At 43.2% G+C, this 14,359-nt stretch carries 14 protein-coding genes; 6 read left to right on the top strand and 8 right to left on the bottom strand.

The features are described from left to right. Positions 1–13: 13 nt before the first annotated feature. From sdhA to sdhC, 3 genes are read right to left on the bottom strand one after another with little or no spacing between them, the layout of a single operon-like run. The gene (sdhA, locus tag MASE_RS09100) at positions 14–1,786 is read right to left on the bottom strand and encodes a succinate dehydrogenase flavoprotein subunit (protein WP_014949447.1); all 1,773 of its coding nucleotides are present in this window, start codon (positions 1,784–1,786) and stop codon (positions 14–16) included. 1 nt (position 1,787) lies between these two features. Further along, the gene (gene sdhD, locus MASE_RS09095; RefSeq protein WP_014949446.1) at positions 1,788–2,135 is read right to left on the bottom strand and encodes a succinate dehydrogenase, hydrophobic membrane anchor protein; all 348 of its coding nucleotides are present in this window, start codon (positions 2,133–2,135) and stop codon (positions 1,788–1,790) included. Then, positions 2,129–2,503 carry a succinate dehydrogenase, cytochrome b556 subunit gene (gene sdhC, locus MASE_RS09090; protein ID WP_014949445.1) on the bottom strand — a complete coding sequence of 125 codons (375 nt, stop codon included), beginning with the start codon at positions 2,501–2,503 and terminating at the stop codon, positions 2,129–2,131. The genes sdhD and sdhC overlap by 7 nt, the downstream gene beginning before the upstream one ends. Before the next feature lie 704 nt (positions 2,504–3,207). Here sdhC and MASE_RS09085 point away from each other — a divergent pair. Both MASE_RS09085 and MASE_RS09080 read left to right on the top strand, forming a co-directional pair. Further along, positions 3,208–4,485, top strand: coding sequence for a citrate synthase (locus tag MASE_RS09085; protein WP_014949444.1), 1,278 nt, complete (start codon positions 3,208–3,210; stop codon positions 4,483–4,485). A 99-nt stretch (positions 4,486–4,584) separates the two neighbouring features. Beyond that, entirely contained in the window at positions 4,585–5,007 is a 423-nt protein-coding gene (locus MASE_RS09080; RefSeq protein WP_014949443.1) for a DUF3429 domain-containing protein, read from the top strand. 263 nt (positions 5,008–5,270) lie between these two features. Here the strand turns inward: MASE_RS09080 and MASE_RS09070 are convergent, their stop codons facing one another. The 4 genes from MASE_RS09070 to MASE_RS09055 form a co-directional block, all read right to left on the bottom strand. Beyond that, a complete protein-coding gene (locus MASE_RS09070) occupies positions 5,271–6,731 on the bottom strand; it encodes a phosphohexomutase domain-containing protein (protein WP_014949441.1) in 1,461 nt (486 codons plus the stop codon). 194 nt (positions 6,732–6,925) lie between these two features. Beyond that, positions 6,926–7,426, bottom strand: a complete 501-nt coding sequence (locus tag MASE_RS09065) for a GNAT family N-acetyltransferase (RefSeq protein WP_014949440.1) — start codon at positions 7,424–7,426, stop codon at positions 6,926–6,928. 115 nt (positions 7,427–7,541) lie between these two features. After that, entirely contained in the window at positions 7,542–8,405 is an 864-nt protein-coding gene (locus tag MASE_RS09060; protein ID WP_014949439.1) for a pirin family protein, read from the bottom strand. A gap of 84 nt (positions 8,406–8,489) precedes the next feature. After that, positions 8,490–9,455 carry a glutathione S-transferase family protein gene (locus MASE_RS09055; protein WP_014949438.1) on the bottom strand — a complete coding sequence of 322 codons (966 nt, stop codon included), beginning with the start codon at positions 9,453–9,455 and terminating at the stop codon, positions 8,490–8,492. 220 nt (positions 9,456–9,675) lie between these two features. On the opposite strand from MASE_RS09055, the gene tcdA reads away from it, so the two are divergent. Then, a complete protein-coding gene (tcdA, locus tag MASE_RS09050; protein ID WP_014949437.1) occupies positions 9,676–10,452 on the top strand; it encodes a tRNA cyclic N6-threonylcarbamoyladenosine(37) synthase TcdA in 777 nt (258 codons plus the stop codon). A gap of 111 nt (positions 10,453–10,563) precedes the next feature. Next, positions 10,564–10,977, top strand: a complete 414-nt coding sequence (locus MASE_RS09045; RefSeq protein ID WP_014949436.1) for a hypothetical protein — start codon at positions 10,564–10,566, stop codon at positions 10,975–10,977. 90 nt (positions 10,978–11,067) lie between these two features. Here the strand turns inward: MASE_RS09045 and MASE_RS09040 are convergent, their stop codons facing one another. After that, positions 11,068–11,538, bottom strand: a complete 471-nt coding sequence (locus tag MASE_RS09040) for a DUF2919 family protein (RefSeq protein ID WP_014949435.1) — start codon at positions 11,536–11,538, stop codon at positions 11,068–11,070. Between the two features lie 306 nt (positions 11,539–11,844). Between MASE_RS09040 and rimO the strand changes: the two genes are divergently transcribed. After that, the gene (gene rimO / locus MASE_RS09035; protein WP_014949434.1) at positions 11,845–13,299 is read left to right on the top strand and encodes a 30S ribosomal protein S12 methylthiotransferase RimO; all 1,455 of its coding nucleotides are present in this window, start codon (positions 11,845–11,847) and stop codon (positions 13,297–13,299) included. 161 nt (positions 13,300–13,460) lie between these two features. Beyond that, the gene (locus MASE_RS09030; RefSeq protein WP_014949433.1) at positions 13,461–14,273 is read left to right on the top strand and encodes a substrate-binding periplasmic protein; all 813 of its coding nucleotides are present in this window, start codon (positions 13,461–13,463) and stop codon (positions 14,271–14,273) included. Positions 14,274–14,359 lie beyond the last annotated feature (86 nt).

Raw genomic sequence — 14,359 nt, 5'->3', positions numbered from 1 at the left:
ATCGTTGCCTCTCTTAATATGAACGCACTTTAGGCGGGAATGCTTCCCTAAGCTTAGGCGCCATATTCACTTCACGTTTAAGCATTTTATCAGTGTTCGGATCGTAGATGCTGTGGCATAACCAGTTATCGTCATCACGGTCCGGGAAGTCGAAGCGGCTGTGAGCACCACGGCTTTCCGTTCTGAAGTTCGCTGCTACTGCTGTGCTGTACGCGGTTTCCATTAGGTTATCAAGCTCTAAACATTCAATACGCTGGGTATTGAAGTCTGCGCTCTTGTCGTCAAGGCGTGCATGCTTAAGACGCTCGCGAATTTCGCTAAGCTCTTTAAGACCTTCCGCCATTGCTTCACCTTCACGGAATACTGAGAAGTTAAGCTGCATGCATTTCTGCAAGTCTTTCTTAATTTGTACTGGGTCTTCGCCCTTACCTTTCTCTGAATTTTCCCAACGGTTGAAACGCGTCATAGAGGCTTCAAGATCAGACTCTGATGCGTCTCGTGTTGGTGCCATTTCAGACAATGTCTTACCAAGGTGTAAACCAGTCGCGCGACCGAAGACAACAAGGTCAAGAAGTGAGTTACCGCCAAGACGGTTCGCACCGTGTACAGATACACAGGCAATCTCACCACAGGCAAATAGACCGTTAACAACCTTGTCGTTACCGTTTTCATCAACCGTTAGACATTGGCCATCAACATTTGTAGGAATACCACCCATCATATAGTGACAAGTAGGAATTACTGGAATTGGCTCTTTCACTGGGTCAACGTGCGCAAACGTACGTGAAAGTTCAAGGATACCAGGTAGACGAGACTCAAGAACGTCTTTACCAAGGTGGTCAAGCTTAAGCTTAATGTGAGTACCCCATGGGCCTTCACAACCGCGACCTTCACGAATTTCAGTCATCATTGAACGGGCAACAACGTCACGACCAGCAAGGTCTTTCGCGTTAGGCGCATAACGTTCCATGAAACGTTCGCCGTCTTTATTGAGAAGGTAACCACCTTCACCACGACAACCTTCTGTTACCAATGTTCCTGCGCCAGCGATACCCGTTGGGTGGAACTGCCACATTTCCATATCTTGAACTGCAACACCTGCACGAAGTGCCATACCAACACCGTCACCGGTATTGATGTGTGCGTTTGTAGTAGATGCGTAAATTCGACCTGCACCGCCTGTTGCTAATACAACAGCGCGAGACTTGAAGTAAACTACTTCACCAGATTCGATATCAATCGCGGTACAACCAACAACGTCTCCGTCTTGGTTCTTAACTAGGTCAAGTGCATACCACTCAGAGAAAACTTTTGTTTTGTTCTTTACGTTTTGCTGGTAAAGAAGGTGTAGAAGCGCGTGACCAGTACGGTCAGCTGCAGCTGCTGTACGAGCGCCCTGCTCGCCACCAAAATTCTTAGACTGACCGCCAAAAGGACGCTGGTAGATTTTACCGTTTTCGAAACGAGAAAATGGTAGACCCATATTTTCCATTTCGATAATTGCTTCTGGACCAGTTTTACACATGTATTCGATAGCGTCTTGGTCACCGATATAATCAGAGCCCTTAACGGTGTCATACATGTGCCATTCCCAATTGTCTTCGTGTGAATTACCAAGTGCTACAGTAATACCACCTTGAGCAGACACAGTATGAGAACGGGTTGGAAATACTTTTGATAACAGTGCACATGATTTACCAGACTGCGAAATCTGTAGTGCTGCGCGCATACCTGCACCGCCAGCACCAATTACTACTGCATCAAACTCGTGAACGGGTAAACTCATTTTACACTCCCCACAATACGAATAGGCCAACAGCTACATAGCCGAACGCGATGATATTTAAGATATATTGTAGTCCTGCGCGCAGACCTGCTGATTTAACATAGTCTGTAAGCACCTGCCAAAGGCCGATGCGCACGTGGATCATCACTGCTACTAGTGCTGCCAATGTGAAAACTTTCATAGCCAGGCCAGAGAACAACCCTCGCCATTCGATAAACGTTAGGTTATCGGTGGTAATAAAGAACCACGCCATGAAAACCGAGTACGCGAAAATAATTGCTGCTGTAGCGCGAAGTGAAACGTAGTCTTGTACGCCGTCACGCTTAATGCTTGCTTGGTTGGTTACCATAATGCAACTCCCAATACTACGGTCAGTACAACCCAAAGTGCGATTACTGCTTTTGCACTTGTGTTACCCGACTCTAATTCTTCCCAGTGACCTAAATCCATAACAACGTGTCTTAGGCCGCCTAGAATGTGATATGTCAGCGCTGAAGCTGTGCCAATTGCGACAAATTTTCCAAAGAAACCGTCCATGATTGCTTGTACGTCCGCGAAACCTTCAGGCGAATGAACAGAAACTGCCCATGCCCAGATAACAAAAAGTAGCGCGAAGAACATTGCAACACCGGTTACACGGTGGAGAATTGACGAAATAGCAGAGGGCGGAAATTTAATAGTATTGAGTTCTAAATTTACTGGTCTTTGCTTTTTCACAATGTATGCCTGTTTAATCCGTAGGGGATAATGAATTTCTTACCTTTATTATGTCCTGAGTAAGTGAATTCGATTTTTAACCTGTTAATTGCCTCATCCATTGAGTTGTTAACAATTTGTGAATTATTCTTTAATGCCTGTAACAGAATAATTATTCCATTTCCAAAGCACCGCTGAGTATATCCAGCGTAGTATATAATTACAATTTTTTGTGCCGTAGTAAGACTTTAGTCGCTATATACACTTTTATGATAATTATTTTGAATAAAAAGAGATCAAAATTGAGCGCAACACGTTTAAACGAGCGCAATTACAGTGTTAAGAAGTTTACCAGCAGCTAAATGGAATAACTATGCATAACAACGAGAAATTAAGCACTTTTAATCTGTATGCGTATTTATTCCTCATCAAAAGGTTACTTTTTAAACTAACCTGTTAATATATTTATCGTTCGGTGGTTTACCTTTATCGAAAAGCCATTGATAATTGCACCGTATCGGGCAAAGTGAAATCCCAACGAGTTAATTAATCGTTATCTGATTGCTAGTATTTTTTTAAGCAATTCGGAATATTTATTGTGCAAATATGCAATTAAATTGACTTGTTGGTGCATAATAAAGTACAAATACGCCCACTTTTCCCAACGAAGCGGATATTTTCGTCCGTTTTCGCTGCAAACAGAACCATTCTGAGGAGAGCATTTTATGGCAGATCAGAAAGCCATTCTTAAAGCCGGCGGTAAGGAAATCGAGCTTCCTATCTTGTCTGGCACCGAAGGACAAGATGTAATCGATGTCCGTACGTTAGGCCAGCACGGTTATTTCACGTACGACCCAGGTTTTATGGCGACAGGATCTTGCGAGTCTTCAATTACCTACATTGATGGCGCTCAAGGTGTATTATTACACCGCGGTTTCCCTATCGAAGAACTAGCGCGTGATGCAGACTACTTAGAAGTTTGTCACATGCTTCTTCACGGTGATGCACCAACAAAGGAACAGTACGAAGAATTTAAAGAGACAATTACTCGTCACACCATGGTACATGAACAAATTAACATGTTCTTCCACGGTTTCCGCAACGACGCCCACCCTATGGCAATGCTATGTGGTACCGTTGGCGCGATGTCTTCGTTCTACCACAGCGATTTAGACGTTTCTAATGAAGAACAGCGCATTCGCAGCGCGCACCGTCTAATTGCTAAAATGCCTACTCTTGTTGCTATGTGCTACAAGTACAATGTAGGTCAGCCGTTTGTTTATCCACGAAACGACTTAAGCTATGCAGCTAACTTCCTGAACATGATGTTCTCTGTACCAGCAGAAGAATATCAAATCAGCCCAGCTGTTGAGCGCGCGATGGACCGTATCTTTACGCTTCACGCAGACCACGAACAGAATGCTTCAACGTCTACCGTTCGTCTTGCCGGTTCTTCTGGTGCGAACCCATATGCATGTATTTCTGCTGGTGTTGCTTCACTTTGGGGTCCTGCTCATGGTGGTGCAAACGAAGCATGTCTGAACATGCTAGAAGAAATTGGTACAGTTGATCGTATTCCTGAGTTTATTGCACGCGCTAAAGACAAGAATGACCCATTCCGTCTTATGGGCTTCGGTCACCGTGTTTATAAGAACCACGATCCACGTGCAACAGTAATGCGTGAAAGTTGTCACGAAGTACTAAGCGAACTTAATGTTAAAGATCCACTACTAGAAGTAGCAATGGAGCTTGAAAAGATTGCATTGAGTGACCCGTACTTTGCAGAGAAGAAACTGTTCCCGAACGTAGACTTCTATTCTGGTATCGTACTTAAAGCGATTGGTATTCCAACTAACATGTTTACGTGTATTTTTGCCCTGTCTCGTACAGTAGGTTGGATTTCACACTGGCATGAAATGATGAGCGACCCTAAACAAAAAATTGGTCGTCCTCGTCAGCTTTACACTGGTCATAACCAGCGTAAGTACACGCCAATTAAGTAGTAAATTAGTAAATACTGAACTAAGTATTACGCTTAATAGTAAAAATAGCGCCTTTAAGGCGCTATTTTTGTTTATACAAGATTACTTCAAGGAACAACAATGCCCTATTCAGCGGTTTTTCTAGGTATTGCCGGTCTCATTCCTTTTGTGGCTATGCCACTGGCTTATCAGCTTAACCTGTTATCGCTTACACAAAGCGCCGTTTACTTTGTCCAATACTCAGCCGTGCTATTGTCTTTCTTTGGTGGTATCCATTGGTGGGACGCAATAAGTAATCAACGTTACGACAAGCAAATGTTAGTCGCTATGTTGCCGACCATAATTGGGTGGTTGTGTTTAGTGTTCTCTCACGACGTGAAGGTGTTTGGCGTTTTATCGCTAAGCTACGTCGCCGTACTTATTTACGACAAGTTTATCCTTAGTCTTCCTAAAGAGCAGATTGTAAGTTACATAAGCTTGCGGATGGGATTAACAAGTGTCGTTGTTATCTGTCACGCCTGGATGATTTACTTGCTCGTATAACGTTACTACTAACAGCTTAGCGTTAAAGGCATGACATTAGTTAATTGCAAAAAAGTAATAGAGGCAAAAGCCTGCGGTGATTAAGCGAGTGTCTAACTCAAACCGTAAAGTTACGCATAACCAGCTTAAGCGATTGATAAATAGAGCTTTAACAAGTTCAAATCTCGAAAACAAAAAAGGCGATAATATCACTATATTATCGCCTTCGTTTTTTACTTATCTAGGGCCTGTTGACCTAGCGTTATTAACGAAAAGTACCGTGGTTATTCAGCGCGAATGAGCGAAAGTAGCTCTTCGGTTTTTTGTTCCATCAACGCTATGTCGCCTTTACTTTCAACGTTTAAACGAATAACTGGCTCAGTATTCGATTTACGTAAATTAAAGCGCCATGTGCCAAACTCCAGACCCAAACCATCAGTAGTATCGATTACGCTGGCTAGTGGCTGATATTTACTTGTAACGCGTTCCAGCGCTGCGTCAGCATCTTTTAGTTTACTGTTAATTTCACCAGAAGATGGAAACGCTTCAATTCGCGCTTTTACCATACTCGCTAGTGTTTGCTTTTTCACACACACCAATTCGGCAATTAACAACCAAGGGATCATGCCTGAATCACAGTAGGCAAAATCTCTAAAGTAATGGTGCGCACTCATTTCACCGCCATAGACCGCATCTTCTTTGCGCATACGCTCCTTAATGAACGCATGGCCGGTTTTCGACTTAATGGGTGTACCACCTGCATTCGCTACGATATCTTCTGTATTCCAGTATACGCGAGGGTCATAAATGATTTTACTGTCGGTGTTTTTCTCGATAAAGGCTTCAGCAAGCAAGCCAACGATATAATATCCTTCAATAAATTCACCATCAGCGTCAAACAAGAAGCAACGGTCGAAATCACCATCCCATGCAATGCCAAAATCAGCTCCCGACGCTTTAACAGCGTCAGCCGTATCAGCACGGTTTTCAGGTAACAATGGATTGGGGATGCCGTTTGGAAATGTACCATCAGCATTGTGATGTACTTTAACAAACTCTATCGGAACACCCTGCACTTTCATTTCTTTTTCAATAGCGTCTAGCGCGGGGCCTGCGGCACCATTACCTGCATTAACCACCACTTTTAACGGCGTAAAATTGCTCAAATTAACGTAAGAAAGCATGTGAGAAACATAGTCAGACATACACGATTTAACCGCATATTTATCGGTCTCAGAAAGCTTGTCTTCTTTTACATGGGCCGTACCGTTAAAAAACGCATCAGCATCAATCAACGCACCCTCAGTGTAGTGTGCTAATCGCTCTGACACGAAGCTATCTTCTAGTGCTTCCGCTTTCTCTTTTATCGCGTTTAGGCCTGTGTCGCCACTAATTGGAACAGAGCCTGACTTCACCAGTTTCATACCGTTGTAATTAATGGGGTTATGACTTGCCGTTACTTCAATACCACCATCAACGCCAAGGTGTTTGGTAGCGAAGTAAATTTCTTCTGTTCCTGCCATGCCAATATCGGTCACTGTTGCACCAGCATCGATTAGACCCGCGCTTAACGCTAATTTTAATGGTATTGACGTAAGACGCACATCACTACCAACAACAACAGTTTTCGCATTTAATTCTTGCGCAAAAGCATAGCCAATTCGATACGCTACATCTTCATTCAGTTGTGAGTTCAATTCGCCACGAATATCATACGCTTTAAAGCAGGTAATTGGGGTTGCCATTTGGATCGAAATTCCCTGTGTTTTAACTATTTATGATTACATTATCGCTTTTTACGACGAAAAAGCGCATACGCCCCTTTCTTATTGTCGTAAAAGAGATTAGACATACCGATATTAAATCATTAGAGGGAGTGAATTACTAATTCAATTTGAACAGCGCAACGTTTTGCTCACGCTGCTTTCAACCGATGAGTTTAAAGCGGGAGTTCGAAGTAGATACTGTTATGGAAAGCGCCTTGATGACGATACTTTCGGCGAAAGCACAGCTTTGGACTAAAACCATTCTTGATAAGGACTTTTTCAGAAGCGGCGTTATTATCCATGACTTCAGCAGTGAGCAATTTTATGCCCATGCTTTTGGCCTCCTCAATTAAAAATGAGACGCAGTGAGAAGCAATGCCTTTTCCACAATCCTTCTCTGCAACTCGATAGCCGATTTCCGCCTTGTCGCCTGCTCTATTTTTGATGTTAGCACGCGCTACAATCTGGTTATTTCGTTGCTCATCAACAAGCACATAACCCCAAGCTCTTTTCTGCTGTTGTAAGTAAAGCAATTCGCTAATGTGGTAGCCGCCATCCAATGAATAGAAAGCTGCCTCTCTTGGTGCTATAGACGATTCAAAATAGGCTTTGTTACTACGCTCAAATTCTAAAAGTGATAGCACGTGTTTTTCGGCGACGCTTTCAAAATGCATTGGCAGTGCTACTCCTTGCTGAACCTAATGAAGAGGTATTGATTAAAAGCCCAGTCTAATACCAGTCCGCATAGATAATTACCCATCGTCGAATCAAAACAGGCAAACCTTGTATCTACTTTGCTAATGAACCGCTTTGGTAATCGTTAAATGCCTGAATAATTTCCTGCTGAGTGTTCATTACAAAAGGCCCATATTGGACCACAGGCTCTTCAATAGGTTTACCTGAGACCACTATAAACTTACAACCCGTATCAGCGGATACAGATAGCTGCTTGCCACTTTGTGACAAAACACCCAGCTCTCCCTGCGACATAATTGTTTCTTTGCTAAGTTCGCCGCTATTAATGACCACGCTTCCCTCGTACACATAAATAAAGGCAGCTTCATCCGAACCCAGTGCAATTTCCGAACTCCCGCTTCGTAGTGCAACGTCTAAAAAAGTAGGAGCAACCGCCGTTGTCTTCACAGGCCCTTTCACACCGTCAATTTCACCTGCTAACACTTTGATTACTGCATCTTGAATGTGTACTGTAGGCACACTATCTGGCTGTATGTCTTGATAGTTAGGCGCTGACATTTTCTCTACGGCCGGAAGATTCACCCACAGCTGAAAGCCTTGTAACAAGCCCTCCTCCTGCTCTGGCATTTCTTCATGTATTATGCCTCGACCCGCATTCATCCATTGAATGCCACCAGCATCAATAACCCCCTCATTGCCTACAGAGTCTTTATGGCGCATTTTTCCTGCAAGCATATAAGTAACTGTCTGAAAACCACGGTGAGGATGTGGTGGAAAACCAGCAATGTATTCACCTGGATTATCTGAACCAAAAAAATCCAACATTAAAAAGGGATCGAGGCGAGGCAGATCAGGTTGTCCGATAATACGTGTAAGCGACACCCCCGCGCCATCACTTGTTGGCATACCTGTAACCACTTTCTCTATCGATTTTTGTTCACTCACTTCCACTGACATAATGTGTATCTACCTTAAATCTTAACCTTCACTATCTTTTACGAGCTTCACGTTTAGCTTTTTGTATTACCGACCTTGGGTGCTTCAACGTCCCATTTTATCGCGACCGTGAGGCGACATAAGATCTTGCTCTGGCCCAACGGGGATTACCTGGGTTGGATTTATCATAGTATGGCTGTAGTAATAGTGCCTTTTGATATGGTCGAAGTTTACCGTTTCAGCAACACCCGGAACTTGATAAAGTTCTTTCATATAGCCGTAAATATTTGGATAGTCTGCAATTTGTTTTTTATTGCATTTAAAGTGCCCGTGATACACAGCGTCGAAGCGTATCAGCGTGGTAAATAAGCGCCAGTCAGCTTCTGTTATTTTGCTGCCAACCAAATAACGTTGTTTACTCAACCTTTCTTCAACCCTATCTAGCGCGCAGAACAATGCAGTTACTGCCTCTTCATAGGCCTCTTGCGTTGTAGCAAATCCAGCTTTATACACGCCATTATTTATGTCGTGATACACCATATTGTTGATGGCATCAATTTCTTCACGTTGGGCGTTAGGATAATAATCGTCTTCATTATTAGTCAGTGAATTAAACCCACTGTTAAAAATACGAATAATTTCTGCTGATTCATTATTAACGATAGTTTCTGTTCGTTTATCCCAAAGGATTGGAACAGTGACACGGGTGGTTATCTCAGGTTTTGCCTTAGTATAAATTTGATGCGCATAATCAAAGTTATAAAGCTTATCCCCCGTTGATCCTGGGTAACCTTTAAATTCCCAGCCTTGATCAAGCATCTCAGGGTGTACCACCGAAACATCAATATGCGCTTCCAATCCCTTTAACTTTCTAAATATGAGCGCTCTGTGGGCCCAAGGACAAGCTAACGAGACATAAAGATGATAGCGACCAGATTCAGCGGGAAACGTGGAACCATCTTCGTTACTGACTTTGTCACGAAATTTAGATGCTTGGCGCTCAAATTTCCCACCATTTTTGCTGGTGTCGTACCACTTGTCTTGCCATTTTCCATCAACGAGTAAGCCCATATGCCTGCCCCTTTTTATTACTTCATTAAACAATGAATTCATTTAAACATGTATTGGGTAGAACGTATGTCGCTTAAAATCGGATTTATTATTCGAAAAAACTGGAGTGTATTGATCTTTAGTGTCCACTTTTGAGATGATGCGCGCCCTGCTAGCGTACTTGCACGTTTTTGTGTGAACACACGCCTTTGAGTTAGTTTATTTTTAAGTGAAGTGAAACATGTCTGATGATCCACGTTTAGGCGGTATTGTGCGTTTATATGGCGCACAGCAAACTAATAATTTAGCCAACAGTCATGTGGCTGTAGTCGGCATTGGCGGTGTGGGAAGTTGGACTGCAGAAGCACTAGCTCGTTCGGGCATAGGTACTATAACCCTTATTGATTTAGACGATGTTTGCGTAACTAATACAAATCGCCAAATTCACGCGCTTTCCAATACCATAGGAGAAGCAAAGGTCGACGCCATTGCATCGAGAATTCACTTGATAAATCCTGCTTGCAAAGTGAATTGTATTGAGGATTTTGTCACTCCAGAAAATACGGCTACGCTTTTAACCAAAGAAATGCACGCTGTAGTCGATGCCACTGACAGTATTCGCGCTAAAGCGGCGATGATAGCTCACTGTAAACGCAACAAAATTCCTATTGTTACGGTTGGCGGTGCGGGCGGTCAAATAGACCCAACTCAAGTCACTAAAGGCGATTTAGCTAAAACAACACAAGACCCCCTAGCAGCTAAGCTACGCAGTGAGCTTAGACGTAACTATAATTTTAGTAAAAACCCAAAACGCCGCTTTGGCGTTGAGTGTATCTATTCAACAGAGCAATTGCGCTACCCACAACCTGACGGCTCGGTTTGTTACAACAAATCTGCAATGGAAGGTGGTACTCGACTAGACTGTGCAGGCGGCTTTGGTGCTGTGGTCACGGTAACCGCCACCTTTGGTATGTTTGCCGCTGCAAGTGTAATAAATAGATTAACTGGACAAAAATAGACTTTGGCCGATAACTTGCGCACAATAGTCAAAAACTTATAACACCTTGTCTTAACGACTTTTTAAGCGTTAGCGTGTTATAACAAAAGTATCGGTGAGAAGGAGAACAACATGTCACCTGATGAACTCAATAAATTAATGGCAGATTGCGCGAAGGACGCTGTGGTAACAGCAGCTGATGAGTTCGATATTGTACTCGACCACTCACCTGCTAGCGTAGCACTGGTGGACGACATTTTACTTAGTTTCGTAGATAAATATCACGATTTAGCGTTAGAAGATGAAGCAGTGTTCACCATCTGTAATATCTTTGGCGCTTACGTTGGAGAAATTTTAAAAGCGCAGCTAGATGGTGAATGGATTTACGATCAGTCAAATCCTAAAGCACCTGCCGTTTTTCTTCAGGTTGGTGAAAATACCTATGCCTTAGCGGGTATTTGCTATGAACGTCTGGTTAACGACAGTCAAATCAGCGTATTTGCCTACTATGAACAGGCGTTGGGGAACCACTTACGCAGCCACTAACGTTCTCACAGATTTTGCACTCAATCTAACGTCTGTTCAATTGAGTGCATTAAATATATTTCCGATAAAGATGTTTTTGGAGAATGAGATTCAGGGGTTAGGTGTTTCCCAATCCTCTACCATCCACTTTAAATGACGACTTTTTGAAATTGCGTACAAGGCTATACTGTAAAAAACGATTTTTACACCCGTAATAGTTTCAAACCCCCAGTGATGATGCATAGAGTAGTAAAGCTGAACACTCAACAATGCCAACACCCCCAATTGAGCCAGTGGAATAACCCATCGGCGCCATGCTAAAAAGCCTTTTTTCCATAAGCGATCTCGTTGGCTAACCAAAGATAACGCAATTAACACAGGTAAACTTGCCGCTAACCCCAACCCTAACGTTTCTTTTTGTGGGTAAAAGAACGTAAGTAGCTCACTAGTTTGAGTGCGGGAAGCCAGAGAAAAGACGAACGCGAGCCAGTCAATGCATAGAAGTATAAACACGCTGTAAAGCCAACGGGGAGGAAGAATTCGCCCTGACTCATCATAAAAAGTTAGCGGTAATTTAAGCATGCATTCACTTCTATTTTATTAATTTGAACCCTAAAGCGCATTCAACTCTGATAATGTTTACTTTCAAGAAGTGTTAAATGTGGGGGTGAGTAAGGTATTTTTAAACCTTGTTCGTGCCGCTTTTACAATGAAACCCGTGGCCGTTTAAACTTGTTTTCACATTTAGTGCCTAACTTACGGCTGTACTGTGAGAATACGTCAATAATTTATATCTTGGTCGCTAATTATATATACTGCGTACAAGCGTGTTTTCCTGTATAATCCGCGGCCATTTTAAGCTCAGTCATTTTCCAGGTGATATTTTAGATGACAGTAGAAACGTTTAATCCAAACAAAGTAGTAAATAAAACCACCACGCTAGAAACGCCAGTGAAGGTATTAAGTGACAACAAACCTTCGCAACAAAGCAATGGCAGCAGAATTGGTTTTGTTAGCTTAGGTTGCCCTAAGAACTTAGTTGATTCAGAGCGTATTCTTACTCAACTTCGCACCGAAGGTTATGACGTAGTCCCTACCTACAACGATGCCGACTTGGTTATCGTTAACACCTGTGGATTCATTGACGCGGCGGTAGAAGAGTCATTAGACACTATAGGCGAAGCACTTAAAGAAAATGGCAAAGTTATCGTTACCGGGTGTTTAGGTGTTAAAGAAGACGAAATTAGAGAGCTTCATCCAAATGTACTGGCTATCACGGGGCCTCATGCCTACGAAACGGTAGTTGAGCAAGTACACGATCATCTTCCAAAACCCCAGCACAATCCGTTTGAAGATCTGATCCCTGACCATGGTGTAAAATTAACGCCTCGTCATTATGCTTATTTAAAAATTTCAGAAGGCTGTAACCACCGTTGCACGTTCTGTATCATTCCTTCTATGCGTGGCGACCTTGTCAGCCGCCCAGTGGGTAACGTACTCGATGAAGCTAAGCGTTTGAAAGACGCTGGTGTTAAAGAGCTATTGGTTATTTCACAAGATACTAGCGCCTATGGTGTTGATGTTAAGCACAGAACGGGCTTTTGGAACGGCATGCCGGTTAAAGCACACATGCAACAGTTGTGTGAAAAACTGGGCGAAATGGGCATTTGGGTCCGTTTACATTACGTGTACCCTTACCCGCATGTGGATGACCTAATTCCACTAATGAACGAAGGTAAAATCCTTCCTTACTTGGATATTCCGTTTCAACACGCCAACAAACGTATTCTTAAGTTAATGAAACGCCCAGGTAGTGCTGAGCGCGTGCTAGAGCGCGTTAAAAAGTGGCGCGAACAGTGCCCATCATTAGTCATTCGTTCGACATTCATCGTCGGCTTTCCGGGCGAAACGGAAGAAGAGTTTGAAGAGTTATTGGACTTCCTTCGCGAAGCGCAGCTTGATCGTGTTGGTGCATTCGCCTATTCCCCTGTTGAAGGTGCAAGAGCAAATGACCTCCCTGACCCAGTGCCAGAAGAAGTGAAACAAGCTCGCCTTGCACGGTTTATGGAAGTACAGGGCGAAATAAGCGCAGCGCGACTTCAAGCGAGAATCGGTAACGAATATCAAGTTGTTATCGACAGCGTTGATGCGGAAGGTGCCGTAGGCCGTACCTATGCAGACGCACCGGAAGTTGATGGTCTGGTTCATTTAAACGGCGTTTATGACGTAAAACCTGGCGATCGTGTATGGGCTGAAGTTATTCACGCTAACGAACACGACGTCTGGGCAGTATTGTCTGAAGACCAAGACGAAGAAGACGAAGGCGCTGATCCCGCGCTGTAACTTTCGATTAACTGCAGTCTAAACTCGAAAGTCATCTATTCGTTATTTTTGTAACCCTATCGGCTAATTGCCAGTCGATAGGGTTTTATGTATAACAGACCCTATACATAATTAAACAAGTAAAACTATCAATGCCATCTTCTGTGGTACGTGAATAAAATATGGCAATGTTACCCTACTCCAAACTGAAACACTCTTCCCGCCACATCTTGTCATTTGGCATAGTGCTCATTTTGACTTTCGTATTCAACCCTCGTGCACTTGCCAGTACAGAGTGCAAGACTTTACACACCGCGGGAGCACAACAGTGGTTTCCCTACGCATTTAACGAGTTTGAAGGAAGGTTGAAAGCTACGGGGATAGCATTTGACGTTTTAACCCTGCTAGCACGGGATTTAGGTGTCACACTAAAGATAGAAACCGGGCTCCCCTGGAAACGAATAGAATCCAAACTCGACGCGGGCGAGCTTGATATTTTGGCGGGAAACTATTGGAACGAAGCTCGTAGTCGAAAATGGCTTATCACCGCACCGTTTGCAGCAGAAGAGGTTTACGTTGTGCTCTCTCCTTCACTTTCTCAAACGCGAGGTACCGATCTTTCGCTTAACGCACTCGCGCAATATATTGGTGTGATGCCTCGAGGAATAAGCTTAGGTGAAAAATTCGATAGCATTAAATCAAACTTGAATATTATCGAAGTTAAAGACCACGACAAAATGTATGAAATGATGCGTCGACATCGTGCTGATTACGCAGTTTCACCACAAAGCGCAGCACTAAGCCACTTGAACGACCCAGAAAATGACGGCATGCGAATAAGCCAGTCACCGATATCTTCAAACAATGTACATTTTGCTATCTCCGCCAAATCTAAGTGCGCATCACTATTTCCAGAGTTTAACCAAGCCCTTAGCGCTCGTTTAAAAGACGGGTCTATTAAGCAAATCATTGATACGTATGATTTAACGCGCTAAAGCTATGGCGCATTGGAATCATGTAGTTAAGAACACGTACAGTTAAAGACAGGTGTAGTTTAAAAGTAAAAGAGCGCTTTTCGTAA

Source organism: Alteromonas macleodii ATCC 27126 (assembly GCF_000172635.2).
Classification (GTDB): Bacteria; Pseudomonadota; Gammaproteobacteria; order Enterobacterales; family Alteromonadaceae; genus Alteromonas; species Alteromonas macleodii.
Note: the sequence above shows the minus strand (reverse complement) of the source record. Positions and strands in the feature narration are given on the sequence as shown.

Coding starts and splice junctions, on each gene's coding strand:
- sdhA (WP_014949447.1), bottom strand. CDS start 1,786: ATGAGTTTACCCGTTCACGAGTTTGATGCAGTAGTAATTGGTGCTGGC.
- sdhD (WP_014949446.1), bottom strand. CDS start 2,135: ATGGTAACCAACCAAGCAAGCATTAAGCGTGACGGCGTACAAGACTAC.
- MASE_RS09085 (WP_014949444.1), top strand. CDS start 3,208: ATGGCAGATCAGAAAGCCATTCTTAAAGCCGGCGGTAAGGAAATCGAG.
- MASE_RS09080 (WP_014949443.1), top strand. CDS start 4,585: ATGCCCTATTCAGCGGTTTTTCTAGGTATTGCCGGTCTCATTCCTTTT.
- MASE_RS09070 (WP_014949441.1), bottom strand. CDS start 6,731: ATGGCAACCCCAATTACCTGCTTTAAAGCGTATGATATTCGTGGCGAA.
- MASE_RS09065 (WP_014949440.1), bottom strand. CDS start 7,426: ATGCATTTTGAAAGCGTCGCCGAAAAACACGTGCTATCACTTTTAGAA.
- MASE_RS09060 (WP_014949439.1), bottom strand. CDS start 8,405: ATGTCAGTGGAAGTGAGTGAACAAAAATCGATAGAGAAAGTGGTTACA.
- MASE_RS09055 (WP_014949438.1), bottom strand. CDS start 9,455: ATGGGCTTACTCGTTGATGGAAAATGGCAAGACAAGTGGTACGACACC.
- tcdA (WP_014949437.1), top strand. CDS start 9,676: ATGTCTGATGATCCACGTTTAGGCGGTATTGTGCGTTTATATGGCGCA.
- MASE_RS09045 (WP_014949436.1), top strand. CDS start 10,564: ATGTCACCTGATGAACTCAATAAATTAATGGCAGATTGCGCGAAGGAC.
- MASE_RS09040 (WP_014949435.1), bottom strand. CDS start 11,538: ATGCTTAAATTACCGCTAACTTTTTATGATGAGTCAGGGCGAATTCTT.
- rimO (WP_014949434.1), top strand. CDS start 11,845: ATGACAGTAGAAACGTTTAATCCAAACAAAGTAGTAAATAAAACCACC.
- MASE_RS09030 (WP_014949433.1), top strand. CDS start 13,461: ATGGCAATGTTACCCTACTCCAAACTGAAACACTCTTCCCGCCACATC.